Raw genomic sequence first — 14,253 nt, 5'->3', positions numbered from 1 at the left:
GCCGAGCGTTGCTCGGCACACACTGGAACACTCGGCCGCAGCATCGCGTGCTCTGGCGCCTGCAGAGTCGAACCATGCTCGACACCATGCGAGCAGTCGACCACGGCTCGACTCTGCAAGGGCCACTCGGCCAGACCTTCGTTACACCGTCGCCGTCGGCCGCACCACGATCTCATTCACATCCACATCGTCCGGCTGCTCGATCGCAAACCTCACCGCGCGCCCGATCGCGTCGGGCTGCAACGCAATGGCGCGGTAGCCGACCATCATCTCGGCGGCAGCCGGATCAGTGATGCTGTCGGCCAGTTCGCTTTCCACCACGCCAGGATGGATGCAGGTCACCCGCAGTTCGCGGTGCTCCTGGCGCAGGCCGTCGGAAATCGCGCGCACCGCATACTTGGTCGCGCAGTAGACCGCTGCGGTCGGCACCACCGACAGTGCGCCGACCGAGGCGATGTTGATGATCTGGCCGCTGCGCTGGGCGATCATGCCGGGCAGCACGGCAGCGATGCCGTACAGCACGCCACGGATGTTCACGTCGATCATCCGGTCCCATTCCTCCACCTTCAGCGAGCCCATCAGGGACAGTGGCATCACGCCGGCGTTGTTGACGATCACGTCGATCGAGCCGAAATGCCGCAACGCGGCTTCGACGAAGGCATCGACCTGCGCGCGCTGGGTCACGTCGAGCGCGTGGACCCGCACTTCGGCGCCCTGTTGGCGCAGTTCGTCGGCAAGCGCCTGCAGGCGATCCACGCGGCGGGCACCGAGGACCAGGCGCGCGCCCGGCTGTGCGAGGGCGCGGGCGATGCCGGCACCGATGCCGCTGGAGGCGCCGGTGATCAGGATGGTTCGGGAAAGGCTCATGGCGGTGTCTCTGAAGGGGTAGGGAATGCCCGGGCGTGCCCGGTGCAGCCACGGTAGATGGCACGCCTTGCCGCGATAAGATGGCGATTCCTGATTACCTTGTTCAGAATTGCTAACCAATGTCCGTCGATCTCAACGCTTTGGCCGTGTTCCAGCGGGTGGCCGACTGTCGCAGCTTCACCGCCGCGGCCCAGCAACTCGGCGTGACTCGATCTGCGGTCAGCCAGACCCTCACCAAGCTGGAGCAGTCGCTGGGCGTTGCCCTGCTGCTGCGCACGACGCGCAGCGTCAGCCTCACCGATGCCGGGCAGGCGCTGTTGGTCTCGGTCAGCCCTGCGCTGGCGGAACTGGGCAATGCGCTGGAGGCCAGCGTGCGCCGCCAGGCCGCCGTGTCCGGGCAGCTGCGGCTTGCCGTGTCCTCCATCGCCGAAGCGTTCCTGGCGGGCCCGCTGTTGGCCACGTTCGCAGCACGCTACCCGGCGCTGCAGCTGGACATCACCGTGACCGACGAGGCGTTCGACATCGTCGGCGCGGGCTTCGACGCCGGCGTGCGTCTAGGTGAGGTCATTGCGCAGGACATGGTCGCGGTCCCGGTGTCGGCGCGGCAGCGCCAGCTGGTGGTGTGCTCGCCGGACTATCGCGATGCGCACGTGCTGCCGACCCACCCGCGTGAACTGGGCGCGCATCGCTGCATCGGCTGGCGCAGCGCGCCCGGCAGAGCGCCCTATCGCTGGGAATTCGAGGAGCGCGGCCGGGAATTCAGTGTTGATGTGCAGCCTGAAATCACCAGCAACGACATGGGGGTGATGCTCAGGCTGGCGCTGGCCGGCGCGGGCCTGGCCATCGGCATGGAAGAGACTTGGCGACCTTGGCTGCAGCGCGGCGAACTGGTGCCGGTGCTGGAAGCATACTGTCCGCGGTTTGCGGGCTTTTTCCTGTATTACCCCAGCCGCCGGCAGGCCGAGCCGAAGCTGCGCGCGCTGGTGGAGCACGTGCTGTCCGAACGGTAGAGTCGAGTCCTGCTCGACTCTACAAGATCCGGTTACGCCGCCGAAGCGGCCACCTTTTCCAGGATCCGCTTGCCGCTGCTTTCCAGCGCGGCGTCTTCCTGCGCCTTCTGCTGCTGCGCCAGCTTCGCACCCGGGCACTGCGCCAGCATGTAGTTGGCGTCGAAGTTGAGCTTCTCGACCAGGAAATCGACGAACGCACGCACCTTCGGCGAGACCAGGCGGCCGCCGGCGAACACCGCGTTGAAGTCCACTTCCGGGCCGGTCCAGCCGGCCAGTACACGACGCACCATGCCCGATTCAACGAACGGCTTGGCCATCACGTCGCCGGTCAGCAGCAGGCCCTCGCCGCATACCAATGCGCCGTTCAGTGCGGACATGTCGTTGGCGGTCATCAGCGGGGTGACCGGGAAGTCGCGCAGCTCGCCGCCGTTCTCGCCCAGCTGCCAGGTAAAGCGCGGCGAGTTGCCGGTGTGGTACGGCTTGCGCATTGCCAGGATGCGATGGAACTGCAGTTCTTCCGGATGCAGCGGCTCGCCATAGCGTTCGATGTAGGCCGGGCTGGCGAACACCTGCGTGCGCAGGCTGCCAAGCTTGCGCGCGACCAGGTTGGAATCGGGCAGGGCACCCACGCGCAACGCGAGATCTGCTTCGCCGGCAATCAGGTCCAGCTTCTCGTTGCCCATGTGCATGTCCAGGCGGATCTCCGGATACTGCGCGTGGAACTGGCCCAGCAGCGGCGCGATCCAGGTGATGCCGATCGAATAGGGCACGGTAAAGCGCAGCCAGCCGCGTGGGCCGGACTGCAGCTGGCTTACCGCGCTCTCGGCTTCTTCAAGCTCACGCGCGATGCGCTGGCAATGCTCGTGGTAGATCGAGCCGGCTTCGGTCAGGCCGAGGCGCCGGGTCGTCCGGTGCAGCAGGCGCGCGCCCAGGCGCGTTTCCAGTTCCTGCACTTTGCGGCTGACCGTGGTCTTGGGCAGGCCGAGCGATTTGGCAGCGGCAATGAAGCTGCCTTGCTCGACCACCTTGACGAAGATCAGTGTCTCGTTGAGATCGTGGGACATGGTCGGGGATCCTGGACGTCGGGGATGGGACAATCGTGACAGAACGATTGGACCGGGTGCGGGATGATTATTCCCCTTAATCAGGACTAATCAAGTAAAGGTTTGAGGTCTATCGTGGCGCCATTCGTGAAATGGAGCCCCCTCGCCATGAGCCTGCGCAACATTCTTGCCCGCTTCCGGCACGTCGGCCAGAACGCCCTGGACCTGGCGATGACCGTCGAAGCACGTCCCAGTTCCTTGGTGCACAAGGACTTCCGTGAGTTTACCGCGCCCATGCGTCAGCAGCGTGGCGGTGCCCTCCGCCTGGTCCCGCACAAGGGCGACCGGCTGCGCCGGATTGGGACTATCCCGGATTTGGGAGGAAATGTCCCGTGAATGGGATACTGACGCCCGAAGTCCTGGTCCTCGGCGGCACCGGTGCCGTCGGCCAGGGCGTGGTCGGCGCATTGCTGGAAGCCGGCAGCCCGGTGCTGGTCGTCGGTCGCGATCCGGGCCGGCTGGCCGCACTGCATGAGCAGTTCGCCGATGAGCCGGGCCTGGAGACGATGCTGGGCTCGCTCAGCGACGACGGCTCGGCCCGCGCGCTGGCCGGGCGCATCGTGCAGCGCCCGCGTCCCCTGGCTGCCGTGATCGCGGCAATGGGCGGGCCCTACCGCCGCGGCCGGGTGATCGACCGCAACGGTGATGAACTTCTGGGCGCGATGCAGGCCGATCTGATGCCGCACGTGCACGCCGTCCGCCACCTGCTGCCGCTGTTGCAGGACAACGTGCATGCGCGGCGCTACGTGATGATCGGCAGCCCGGCCAGCGCCAAGCCGTGGGCCGGTTACGGCGAGACCTCGATCACCACTGCGGCGCTGCGCATGTACGCGCAGGTGGTCCACCAGGAAGCCCAGGCACTGGGCGTGCGCGCGCAGATGCTGGAAGTCTGCAGCCCGGTGTGTACCCCGGCCAATGCCGCCAACGCCTGCATCGAGTGGCCGAGCTCGCTGCTGGTTGGCCGTCGCGTGGTTTCGCTGCTCGACGGTTGTCGCGACAACCGCGCCATCGTCCGCTGTGACAGCAGCGATGCCGAACTGCCACGCGGGCTGCTGCACCTGGACGTTCCCCCTTCGTGGCGCGATACCGCAGGTGTTGCTTGACCTCGACCACGGTTGAGGTCGCAGGATGCGCCGCTGATTTTTGCAACACGTTCTCATATTGCTGTACCACCCCTCCGTACGGATGCATGCCATGACTTCCCCCAATACCACCCCACATCGTTTCGGCCATCGCATCGCGATGGTCGGCGTGTCGATCCTCGCCGCGGCCGTGCTTGCGGCCTGCAGCGGCGGCCATGCCGAAGAAGCCGGTGCGCCGCCGCCGCCGCAGGTCAGCGCGGCACCGGTGCTGGTCAAGCAGGTCAGCCAATGGGACGAGTTCAGCGGTCGCGTCGAAGCGGTGCAGAGCGTTGAACTGCGCCCGCGCGTGTCCGGTTACATCGACAAGGTCAACTATGTCGAAGGCCAGGAAGTGAAGAAGGGCGAAGTGCTCTTCACCATCGACGCGCGCAGCTACCAGGCCGAGTACGATCGCGCCGCCGCCGAGCTGGCCCGCGCCCGCACCCAGGCCACGCTGGCGCGCAGCGAGTCCGAGCGCGCCAAGCGGTTGTCCGAGCAGCAGGCGATCTCCACCGAGACCGCTGAGCAGCGTCGTGCCGCGGCCGACCAGTCCGGGGCCGCCGTGCAGGCCGCGCAGGCGGCGCTGGATGCCGCCCGCCTCAACCTGGAGTTCACCAAGGTGCGTGCACCGATCGACGGCCGCGCCGGCCGCGCGATGGTCACCGCCGGCAACCTGGTCACTGCCGGCGACAGCGCCAGCGTGCTGACCACGCTGGTCTCGCTGGATACCGTGTTCGTCTACTTCGATGCCGACGAAAGCACCTTCCTGCGCTATGCACAGATGGCACGCAAGGGCGAGCGCCCGAGTGAGCGTGACAGCGCGCTGCCGGTGAAGGTCGGCCTGTCCGGGGAAGAGGGCTACCCGCATGCGGGCAAGGTCGACTTCCTCGACAACCAGGTGGCCCGCAGCACCGGCACCATCCGCGTCCGTGCGCTGCTGGACAACGCCGACCGCCAGTTCACGCCGGGCCTGTTCGCCCGCGTGCAGCTGCTCGGCAGCGGCCAGTTCCAGGCCATGCTGATCGATGACAAGGCCGTGCTGACCGACCAGGACCGCAAGTACGTCTACGTGGTCGACAAGGATGGCAAGGCCCAGCGCCGCGACATCCAGCTCGGCCGCACCGCCGATGGCCTGCGTATCGTCGAGCACGGCCTTGCCGCCGGTGACAAGGTGATCATCGACGGCGTGCAGAAGGTCTTCATGCCGGGCATGCCGGTGCAGGCCAGGACCGTGGCGATGCAGCCACAGTCGGCGGCGGCACCGGGCCGCGATGCAACCGCTGCGCTGAACCACTGATCCGCCGGCTCCTGATCCGCGTCTCCGCTTAGCTGCCGGCGCCAGCGGCAGCCTTTCCTGCCTTCGTCATCCCGGCGAGGGGCAGGGTGGCTGTTGCCCGCCGGACGCCTTTCCCAGGAATTCCTCCATGGACTTTTCCCGTTTCTTCATCGACAGGCCGATCTTCGCGGCGGTGCTGTCGATCGTGATCTTCGCCGCAGGCCTGATCACGATTCCGATCCTGCCGATCAGCGAGTACCCCGAAGTGGTGCCGCCGTCGGTGGTCGTGCGCACGGTCTATCCGGGCGCCAATCCCAAGGTCATTGCCGAGACCGTCGCCACGCCGCTTGAAGAGGCGATCAACGGCGTCGAAGGCATGATGTACCTGAAGTCGGTTGCCGGCTCGGACGGCGTGCTGCAGATGACCGTCACCTTCCGCCCGGGCACCGACCCGGACGCGGCGGCGGTGAAGGTGCAGAACCGCGTGGCCCAGGCCCAGGCACGCCTGCCCGAGGACGTGCGCCGGCAGGGCGTGACCACGCAGAAGCAGTCGCCCACCTTCCTGATGGTGGTGCACCTGACCTCGCCGCAAGGCAAGTACGACACCCTGTACCTGCGCAACTACGCCCGCCTGCACGTCAAGGATGCGCTGGCGCGCATTCCGGGCGTGGGTGACGCGCAGATCTTCGGTGGCGGCGACTACGCCATGCGTGCCTGGCTGGACCCGGACAAGGTGGCCTCGCGCGGCCTGACCGCCAGCGACGTGGTGCACGCCATGCGCGAGCAGAACGTGCAGGTCTCGGCCGGCCAGCTTGGCGCCGAACCGCTGCCGGACAGCAAGTTCCTGACCCTGATCAACGCCCAGGGCCGGCTGAAGACCGAAAAGGAATTCGGCGACATCGTGCTCAAGAGCGGCACCGATGGCGAGATCGTGCGCCTGGCCGACGTGGCCCGCCTTGAACTGGGTGCCGGTGACTACACCCTGCGCTCGCAGCTGGATGGCAAGAACGCAGTCGGTATCGGTATCTTCCAGTCGCCGGGCGCCAACGCGCTGGAAATCCGCGACAAGGTCATCTCGACGATGGACGAGATGCAGAAGACCATGCCGGCCGACGTGAAGTACGAAGCGGTGTATGACACCACCATCTTCGTGCGTGACTCGATCAAGGCCGTGGTCTCCACGCTGCTGGAAGCGATCGCGCTGGTGGTGCTGGTGGTGATCCTGTTCCTGCAGACCTGGCGCGCGTCGATCATCCCGTTGATCGCGGTGCCGGTGTCGGTGGTGGGTACCTTCGCCGCGCTGTACCTGCTGGGCTTCTCGATCAACACGCTGAGCCTGTTCGGCCTGGTGCTGGCGATCGGCATCGTGGTCGACGACGCGATCGTGGTGGTGGAGAACGTCGAGCGCAACATCGAAGAAGGCCTGTCGCCCACCGCTGCGGCCCACCAGGCCATGCGTGAAGTGTCCGGCCCGATCGTGGCGATCGCGCTGGTGCTGTGTGCCGTGTTCGTGCCGATGGCGTTCCTGTCCGGGGTCACCGGCCAGTTCTACAAGCAGTTCGCCGTCACCATCGCCATCTCCACGGTGATCTCGGCGATCAACTCGCTGACCCTGTCGCCGGCCCTGGCCGCACGCCTGCTGAAGGCCCACGGCGCACCGAAGGACGGCCCGAGCCGCCTGATCGACCGCCTGTTCGGCTGGGTGTTCCGTCCGTTCAACCGCTTCTTCAAGTCCAGCTCGGAGAAGTACGAGCGTGGCGTGGCCCGCATCCTCGGCCGTCGTGGCGCGGTATTCGTGGTCTACGCGATCCTGCTGGTCGGTACGGGCGTGATCTTCAAGCTGGTGCCGCCGGGCTTCATCCCGACCCAGGACAAGCTGTACCTGATTGCGGGTGTGAAGCTGCCGGAAGGTTCGTCGATCGCACGCACCGATGAAATGCTGCGCAGGGTCGCCAAGATCGCCCAGGAAACCGATGGCGTCGCCCACACCATCTCGTTCCCCGGTCTGAACGCGCTGCAGTTCACCAACACGCCGAACACCGGTGTGGCGTTCATCCCGCTCAAGCCGTTCGCCGAGCGCCATGGCCGCACCGCCGCGCAGATCAACGCCGAGATCAACCAGAAGATCGCCGGCCTGCAGGAAGGCTTCGCGTTCGCGATGATGCCGCCGCCGATCCTCGGCCTGGGCAACGGCAACGGCTACCAGATGTTCATCGAGGACCGTGGCAACCTGGGTTACGGCGCGCTGCAGAACGCCGTGCAGGCGATGCAGGGCACCGTGGCGCAGACGCCGGGCATGGCCTTCCCGATTTCCAGCTACCAGGCCAACGTGCCGCAGCTGGATGCCGAGGTCGACCGCGTCAAGGCCAAGGCACAGGGCGTGCAGCTCACCGAGCTGTTCGACACCCTGCAGACCTACCTGGGTTCGGCCTACGTCAACGACTTCAACCAGTTCGGCCGTACCTGGCAGGTGATCGCCCAGGCTGACGGTCCGTTCCGCGAGACGGTCGAGGACATCGGCAAGCTGCGTACCCGCAACGACCGCGGCGAGATGGTGCCGATCGGTTCGATGGTCACCATCAAGCAGACCTTCGGCCCGGACCCGGTGCTGCGCTTCAATGGCTATCCGGCCGCTGACCTGGCCGGTGAAGCCGATCCGCGCCTGCTGTCGTCGGCCGAGGCGATGAACAAGCTGACCGAGATCGCCGGCAAGGTACTGCCGGTGGGCATGGCCACCGAATGGACCGACCTGAGCTACCAGCAGGCCACGCAGGGCAAGGCCGCGTTCATCGTGTTCCCGGTGGCGATCATGCTGGCCTTCCTGGTGCTGGCCGCGCTGTACGAAAGCTGGTCGCTGCCGCTGGCGGTGATCCTGATCGTGCCGATGACCCTGCTGTCTGCGCTGTTCGGCGTGTGGTTGACCGGCGGTGACAACAACGTGTTCGTGCAGGTCGGCCTGGTGGTGCTGATGGGCCTGGCGTGCAAAAACGCGATCCTGATCGTCGAATTCGCCAGAGAGCTGGAGATGGGCGGCAAGGGCATCGTTGAAGCCGCGCTGGAAGCCTGCCGCCTGCGCCTGCGCCCGATCGTGATGACCTCCATCGCGTTCATCGCCGGCACCGTACCGCTGGTGCTGTCGCACGGTGCAGGCGCCGAGGTGCGCTCGGTGACCGGCATTACCGTGTTCGCCGGCATGCTGGGCGTGACCCTGTTCGGCCTGTTCCTCACCCCGGTGTTCTACGTGGCGCTGCGCAAGCTGGTTACCCGCAACGGTGGCGGCCAGCTGGTGCAGCACGGCGAACCGACCATCCACCACTGATACGGAACTCCGCCGCCGGTCGTTGGCCGGCGGCCACTCTCCCCACAGACAAGGCATGCATCCATGAACACCCATCAGAACAAGATCGCGCTGGTGACCGGCGCCACCCGTGGCATCGGCCTGGAAACCGTGCGCCAGCTGGCAGAGGCCGGCGTGCACACGCTGCTGGCCGGTCGCAAGCGCGATACCGCGGTGGAGCTGGCCCTGAAGCTGCAGGCTGAAGGCCTGCCGGTCGAAGCCCTGCAGCTGGACGTGACCGACGCGGTCAGCATCGCCGAAGCGGTCGAGCAGGTGCGCCAGCGCCACGGTCGCCTCGACATCCTGGTCAACAATGCCGGCATCATGATCGAGAACCCGGCGCAGGCGCCGTCCGAGCAGTCGCTGGACACCTGGAAGCGCACCTTCGACACCAACGTCTATGCGCTGGTCGCGGTAACCCAGGCATTCCTGCCGCTGGTCAAGCAGTCCAAGTCCGGACGCATCGTCAATGTGTCCAGCATGCTCGGCTCGCAGACCCTGCACGCGGATCCCTCCTCGGGCATTTACGACTTCAAGATTCCGGCATACAACGCGTCCAAGGCCGCAGTGAACAGCTGGACCCTGAGCCTGGCCTATGAGCTGCGCAACACGCCGATCAAGGTCAACACCGTGCATCCGGGTTACGTAAAGACCGACATGAACGGCGGCAACGGCGAGATCGAAATCAGCGAAGGCGCGCGTTCCAGCGTGGAAATGGCGCTGATCGGTGAATCCGGTGCCAGCGGCAGCTTCACCTACCTGGGCGAGGTGCTGCCATGGTGATCCGCACGTTGGCGATGGCCGTCTCCAGCCTGGTGCTGGCGGGCTGTGTCAGCGTCGGCCCGAACTACAAGGCCCCGGTGCAGGAACCGGTGGTCCTGCAGGGTGCACAGCAGCCGGTCTTCAGCACGGCCTCGCCGGTCGCCAGCTGGTGGGCGCAGTTCGATGATCCGGTGCTGGAGCAGCTGGTCCATGGTGCCCTGTCGGACAACCTGGACCTGCGCGTGGCCGTGGCCCGCGTCAGCCAGGCCCGCGCGGTGTTCGTCGAAAGCCGCCTTGACCAGGCCCCGCACATCACCGCAGGCGGCAGCTACGACCGCCGCAAGCAGCCCGATCCGCAGCTGGGTGGGCAGCGGGTGTTCAGTGAAAGCTACCAGCTCGGCTTCGATGCCGGCTGGGAGCTGGATCTGTTCGGCCGCAAGCGCCGTGCCGCCGAAGCCGCGCGTGCAGACCTCGGTGCCGAGCAGGCCAACCTGGCCGACGCGCAGGTACTGGTCGCCGCCGAAGTGGCACGCAACTACTTCGAGCTGCGTGGGACGCAGAAGCGCATCGCCGTGGCCCAGCACACGCTGGAGAACCTGCGCGATACGCAGAAGCTGACCGAGGCGCGCTGGGAACTGGGCGCCGGCAGCGAGCTGGACGTGCAGAGCAGCCGCGCGCGCCTGAAGGCGATCGAGGCCGACATCCCGCTGCTGGAAGTGGCCGAGACACAGTCGCGCAACCGGCTGGCCGTGCTGCTGGGACAGCGTCCGGAAGTACTGACCGACATGCTTGCGCCGCACGACGTGCCGGCCTTCGCCAAGGCATTGCCGCTGGGTGACACCCGCGAACTGCTGCGCCAGCGCGCCGACGTGCGCGTGGCCGAGCGGCGCCTGGCGGCCGCCACCGCGCGCGTGGGCGTGGCCACCGCCGATCTGTTCCCGCGGCTGTCGCTGTCCGGTTTCGTCGGCTTCCTGGGGGGCGATGCCAGCGGCCTGGTCAACGGCAACAACAAGGCCTGGTCGCTGACCCCGTCGCTGAGCTGGGCAGCGTTCGACTTCGGTACCGTGCGTGCGCGCCTGCGTGCCAGCAAGGCTGAAGCCGAAGGCGTGGCCGCGCAGTACGAACAGGCGGTACTGCTCGCCCTGGAGGACACCGAGAACGCGCTGACCCGCTATTCCAAGCAGCAGGCACGGTTGGCGATCGTGGTCGAGCAGGCGCAGGCGGCACGGCGTGCCGAATCGCTGGCACAGATCCGCTACCGCGAGGGCTCGGAGGACTTCCTGACCCTGCTCGACGCGCAGCGCACGCAGCTGGCCGCCGACGATGCCCTGGCGGCGGCCGAGGCCGAAGTCAACGTCAGCGTGGTGGGCGTCTACAAGGCACTGGGGGGCTGGGGGCAATCACCGCAGCCGCCCAGCGTGGCGCAACTGCAGTAGACCCGGGGGACGGAAGCGCTGGCTTCCGTCCCTTTCTTCTTTCAGGGCCACTGGTTGGCCGGCACCGCGCGGTCGCGCATGCGCACGACGCAGAATCGATGGCCGCTGGGCGCTTCCATCACCCACCAGCGTTTGACGAAGCCGATGCGACGGGCGCCGAGTTTTTCCAGGCGGTCGGCCTCGGCATCGATGTCGTCGCTCTCGATGTCTAGGTGCACCCGTGACGGGTGATCGACGCGTTGCACCTCCACGTCCAAGCCTGCCGGCGCGCCCAGCAGGTCGGCGTACTCGGCGCCGTCTTCGGCACGTGCCGCCTGCGCCTGCAGGCCCAGCGCGGCGGCCCAGAAGCGGGCAGCCTCGTCGGCGGGCATGTCCTGGCAGTCGATGATGAATCCGGCCAGCCGGCTCTGGTGTGCCATGTCCTGCTCCGCGGTCCAGGGGGATGCGGCAGGGTAGCGCGGTGCCCCGCGTGGACATCTTCACGTCCGTGACGTTTCTGACTCTGCCGAAACGGCGTCGCGCCGTGTAACTAGTGGGTCAGGCACCTGGGAGGACAAGCAATGGCGGACGGATGGCGGGATACCCAACGAATGTTGTTCGGCGATCCGGGCCCACCCGGTGCCGGGTTGTCGGTGGCGGTCGTGGTGCTGCTGGTGCTGGCGACGATGGCCGCTGCGGTCGGTTTCCTGCGCCTGCAGGATTCGATGCTCGGGCTGGGCCTGATCGGTGTGGCCGTGTTCCTGGCGATCGGCGCCCGCATCTGCCAGGCGCGCGACCAGCATCAGGCGCTGTATCGCCTGCTGTCGCGGCAGCCACCGCTGTAACGGCGGCTGCCGTGGCTGCTCAGTGCTTGGGCCAGTCCAGCTCGACCACCAGCGGGAAGTGGTCCGACGGCAGCACGCCATCGACGCGTCGGTCGTCGGTCAGGAAGCTGCGCGCATGGAAGCCGCGCACCAGCACCCAGTCCAGCTGCACGGTGGCCTTGCCGGTGAAATCGTGGAAGGTCAGCCGCGGGCCCTGCGGGGCCTTCACCTGGGTTCGGGTGTCCTGCAGCACGCGGGTGAACGCCTTGTAGGTGTCGCCGCCGGGTTCGCTGTTGAAGTCACCGGTCAGCACGACGGGCAGATCGGCCGGCAGCTTGGCCACGCGCGTGCCGATCAGTTCGGCACCCTTGACCCGCCGCGGTTCGTCTTCGTCGCGGTAGGGCAGGTGGGTGTTCATGAAGTAGAAGCGGCGGCCGTCGTCGATGCGGCGGAACAGCGCCCAGGTCACCATGCGCGGATACAGGTTGCCCCAGGTGATGCTGCCCGGCACGTCCGGTGTGTCGGACAGCCAGAAGTTGCCTGATTGCTCGATTGCCAGCACATTGCTGTCGTAGAACACACCCATGTGCTCGTCACCGCTGCCCCCGCGGCGGCCCTCGCCGAACCAGCGATAGCCGGGCAGGTGCCCGGCCAGGTAGTCGGCCTGCTCCTGCACCAGTTCCTGCGTGCCGATCACTGCGGGGTGTGCATCGAGGATGACCTTCACCATCGCGTCGCGGCGGTCAGGCCAGCGCTTGCCGGGTTCGGTATCGGCCGGGGTGCGCACATTGAACGACATCACCTTCAACGGCGCGGGGGCAGCCGCCCAGGCGCTGGTGAGAGGCAGGGCAAGCGCCAGCAGCGCAGAGAGCGCGGGGCGACGGAAACGCGACAACATCGTGGAATCCCTCCATTCCATGAAAACGGTTTCACGGAGCATCGCACGGATCGCCAGTGGATGGCTGTGCACGCGCTGGCGGCATCTGTCGGGAATGGGGCGTATTCAGCCTGGCCTTGACGGCGCATTGACCCGTCAGACCGGGCCTGCGTGCTAGAACGGCCGTGCCGGCCATTGAACCCGGCATCGCAGCAGCAAACCCACAACGGAACCACAAGGAGCTGTGCCATGACACGATTGATTCGCGCCCTGCAGGTGTCGCTGAACCTGCGTTCGGACAATTCCACCCAGTGCATCCGTTCCAAGTATCGCTACTGGAACATCTTCTGACCGGAAGGACGCCACATATTCGATGACATCGCCAGGGAAGGTCGATGATCTTCCCTGGCATCGGGGGGCAGGGCATGGATGAGCGTGCAGCGGATGCGGAAGTGGTTTCCATCGACGATCTGCTCGATCGCGTGCGCCGCGAAGGGCCGGTCCTGCGCTTCAACAATGATGTTGTCGGCATCTTTGATCCGGCCCTGGCGGTCAGGGTCGACAAGGCCAACACCGACCGGCACACGGTACCGGATTCGCTGATTGACTATCTTGGCCTGCGCCGTGCCCGCGACCCGGTCGCATGGCGTGAGGTGCGTGGACTGCTGAGCGAACAGGCCGGACGCCTCGCCAGTGCCGGGCACATGCGCGATCTCTACGCGCGCATGCACGGCTTTCTCGCCCAGCGTGCTGATCGTGCGCATGACCTCAGCGAACTGAGCTGGTGGACGATCTCGCAGTCGCTGTTGCCGCTGCTGATCGATGGCCTCAGCCGCGCCGACGTCGAAGCACTCATCGGCGAACAGAAGACCCGCTACAACGCCATCGTGCTGCAGAACTTCTCATTCTGGCGGCGGATCATCGACTTCCACCTTTCCCGCCGCGCGGCGCGCACCGTGTCACGGCACATCCGGCGCCGTGCGCGGGAGAGTGCGCCGCGCGAGGACTTCCTGCAATCGCTGCTGCCGCTGGTAGAACGGGTCGGGGTGGACCGGGTGGCCTATCTGGTGTCGATGGTGCTGGCCGGCATGTCGGGCCTGCCCGGTATCACTGCCGCCAGCCTGCTCTACGCGATGCACCGTTTTCCGCACTGGCATGCGCGCATTCGCGAGGAAACCTCGGCGCTGAGCCTGGAGCAGCTGTATGCACTGCCGATCAAGTCCCTGCCGTGCACGTCGCGTTTCGTCAAGGAAACTCTGCGGCTGTGGCCGGGACTGTTCGCCCTGCATCGTCCCGCCTCGCACGATATCGACATCGAGGGTGTCTGCATCCGCAAGGGTGGGGCATACGAGCTGTCGTCCTACTTCCAGCATCATTCGCCGGAGTACTGGCAGAACCCGGACAGCTTCGATCCGGATCGCTGGTTGCCCGAGCGCCGCCAGGCCAACAAGGGCGCCTATGTCCCGTTCGGATTCTCATCGCGTGCCTGCATCGGCAGCGCGGTCGGCCATGCCCAGCTGCTGCTGTTCTGCGCGCTGGTGACCCGCGATTTCGAGTTGTCGGTGCAGGAGGTGCCAGCACCCTGGATGCAGCTGGAGGGCTTTGCCATCCCGGTCGACTTCATCGGTACGTTGACGCCGCGGCGCGCATGACGGTGGCCA

Annotated in this window: 13 protein-coding genes; 9 read left to right on the top strand and 4 right to left on the bottom strand. The window is 66.7% G+C overall.

Annotated elements, in window-relative coordinates:
• Positions 1–141: 141 nt before the first annotated feature.
• Entirely contained in the window at positions 142–867 is a 726-nt protein-coding gene (locus tag BLS66_RS13680; protein WP_049470357.1) for an SDR family oxidoreductase, read from the bottom strand.
• Positions 868–986: 119 nt separating this feature from the next.
• Between BLS66_RS13680 and BLS66_RS13675 the strand changes: the two genes are divergently transcribed.
• Positions 987–1,877, top strand: a complete 891-nt coding sequence (locus tag BLS66_RS13675; RefSeq protein WP_049470353.1) for a LysR family transcriptional regulator — start codon at positions 987–989, stop codon at positions 1,875–1,877.
• Positions 1,878–1,909: 32 nt separating this feature from the next.
• Here BLS66_RS13675 and BLS66_RS13670 read toward each other — a convergent pair whose 3' ends face one another.
• On the bottom strand, positions 1,910–2,941 hold the full coding sequence (locus BLS66_RS13670) for a LysR family transcriptional regulator (protein WP_005416157.1): 1,032 nt from the start codon (positions 2,939–2,941) through the stop codon (positions 1,910–1,912).
• Between the two features lie 147 nt (positions 2,942–3,088).
• On the opposite strand from BLS66_RS13670, the gene BLS66_RS13665 reads away from it, so the two are divergent.
• The 6 genes from BLS66_RS13665 (at position 3,089) to BLS66_RS13640 (ending at position 10,912) form a co-directional block, all read left to right on the top strand.
• Positions 3,089–3,316 (top strand): hypothetical protein, encoded by a 228-nt coding sequence (locus BLS66_RS13665; RefSeq protein ID WP_049470347.1) that lies wholly within the window; start codon positions 3,089–3,091, stop codon positions 3,314–3,316.
• The gene (locus BLS66_RS13660; RefSeq protein WP_049470344.1) at positions 3,313–4,083 is read left to right on the top strand and encodes an SDR family NAD(P)-dependent oxidoreductase; all 771 of its coding nucleotides are present in this window, start codon (positions 3,313–3,315) and stop codon (positions 4,081–4,083) included. Before BLS66_RS13665 ends, BLS66_RS13660 begins: the two co-directional genes overlap by 4 nt.
• A gap of 91 nt (positions 4,084–4,174) precedes the next feature.
• Entirely contained in the window at positions 4,175–5,398 is a 1,224-nt protein-coding gene (locus BLS66_RS13655) for an efflux RND transporter periplasmic adaptor subunit (RefSeq protein ID WP_074726099.1), read from the top strand.
• 127 nt (positions 5,399–5,525) lie between these two features.
• Positions 5,526–8,696, top strand: coding sequence for an efflux RND transporter permease subunit (locus BLS66_RS13650; protein WP_074726098.1), 3,171 nt, complete (start codon positions 5,526–5,528; stop codon positions 8,694–8,696).
• Positions 8,697–8,759: 63 nt separating this feature from the next.
• Positions 8,760–9,497 (top strand): SDR family oxidoreductase, encoded by a 738-nt coding sequence (locus BLS66_RS13645; protein ID WP_074726097.1) that lies wholly within the window; start codon positions 8,760–8,762, stop codon positions 9,495–9,497.
• The gene (locus tag BLS66_RS13640) at positions 9,491–10,912 is read left to right on the top strand and encodes an efflux transporter outer membrane subunit (protein WP_049470332.1); all 1,422 of its coding nucleotides are present in this window, start codon (positions 9,491–9,493) and stop codon (positions 10,910–10,912) included. The genes BLS66_RS13645 and BLS66_RS13640 overlap by 7 nt, the downstream gene beginning before the upstream one ends.
• 41 nt (positions 10,913–10,953) lie before the next feature.
• On the opposite strand, the gene BLS66_RS13635 is transcribed toward BLS66_RS13640, so the two are convergent.
• A complete protein-coding gene (locus tag BLS66_RS13635) occupies positions 10,954–11,331 on the bottom strand; it encodes a VOC family protein (protein WP_074726096.1) in 378 nt (125 codons plus the stop codon).
• Between the two features lie 141 nt (positions 11,332–11,472).
• On the opposite strand from BLS66_RS13635, the gene BLS66_RS13630 reads away from it, so the two are divergent.
• Entirely contained in the window at positions 11,473–11,736 is a 264-nt protein-coding gene (locus BLS66_RS13630) for a hypothetical protein (protein WP_049470327.1), read from the top strand.
• Positions 11,737–11,755: 19 nt separating this feature from the next.
• On the opposite strand, the gene BLS66_RS13625 is transcribed toward BLS66_RS13630, so the two are convergent.
• Positions 11,756–12,613, bottom strand: a complete 858-nt coding sequence (locus tag BLS66_RS13625; protein ID WP_049470325.1) for an endonuclease/exonuclease/phosphatase family protein — start codon at positions 12,611–12,613, stop codon at positions 11,756–11,758.
• Positions 12,614–12,987: 374 nt separating this feature from the next.
• Between BLS66_RS13625 and BLS66_RS13620 the strand changes: the two genes are divergently transcribed.
• Positions 12,988–14,244 carry a cytochrome P450 gene (locus BLS66_RS13620; RefSeq protein ID WP_244152996.1) on the top strand — a complete coding sequence of 419 codons (1,257 nt, stop codon included), beginning with the start codon at positions 12,988–12,990 and terminating at the stop codon, positions 14,242–14,244.
• Positions 14,245–14,253: the final 9 nt, after the last annotated feature.

The sequence above is a fragment of the Stenotrophomonas pavanii genome (assembly GCF_900101175.1).
GTDB classification, from domain to species: domain Bacteria; phylum Pseudomonadota; class Gammaproteobacteria; order Xanthomonadales; family Xanthomonadaceae; genus Stenotrophomonas; species Stenotrophomonas pavanii.
The sequence above is the reverse complement of the archived record's forward strand: the minus strand, read 5'-3'. Positions and strand labels throughout refer to the sequence as shown.

Coding starts and splice junctions, on each gene's coding strand:
- BLS66_RS13630 (WP_049470327.1), top strand. CDS start 11,473: ATGGCGGACGGATGGCGGGATACCCAACGAATGTTGTTCGGCGATCCG.
- BLS66_RS13675 (WP_049470353.1), top strand. CDS start 987: ATGTCCGTCGATCTCAACGCTTTGGCCGTGTTCCAGCGGGTGGCCGAC.
- BLS66_RS13680 (WP_049470357.1), bottom strand. CDS start 867: ATGAGCCTTTCCCGAACCATCCTGATCACCGGCGCCTCCAGCGGCATC.
- BLS66_RS13655 (WP_074726099.1), top strand. CDS start 4,175: ATGACTTCCCCCAATACCACCCCACATCGTTTCGGCCATCGCATCGCG.
- BLS66_RS13645 (WP_074726097.1), top strand. CDS start 8,760: ATGAACACCCATCAGAACAAGATCGCGCTGGTGACCGGCGCCACCCGT.
- BLS66_RS13640 (WP_049470332.1), top strand. CDS start 9,491: ATGGTGATCCGCACGTTGGCGATGGCCGTCTCCAGCCTGGTGCTGGCG.
- BLS66_RS13650 (WP_074726098.1), top strand. CDS start 5,526: ATGGACTTTTCCCGTTTCTTCATCGACAGGCCGATCTTCGCGGCGGTG.
- BLS66_RS13625 (WP_049470325.1), bottom strand. CDS start 12,613: ATGTTGTCGCGTTTCCGTCGCCCCGCGCTCTCTGCGCTGCTGGCGCTT.
- BLS66_RS13620 (WP_244152996.1), top strand. CDS start 12,988: ATGATCTTCCCTGGCATCGGGGGGCAGGGCATGGATGAGCGTGCAGCG.
- BLS66_RS13665 (WP_049470347.1), top strand. CDS start 3,089: ATGAGCCTGCGCAACATTCTTGCCCGCTTCCGGCACGTCGGCCAGAAC.
- BLS66_RS13635 (WP_074726096.1), bottom strand. CDS start 11,331: ATGGCACACCAGAGCCGGCTGGCCGGATTCATCATCGACTGCCAGGAC.
- BLS66_RS13670 (WP_005416157.1), bottom strand. CDS start 2,941: ATGTCCCACGATCTCAACGAGACACTGATCTTCGTCAAGGTGGTCGAG.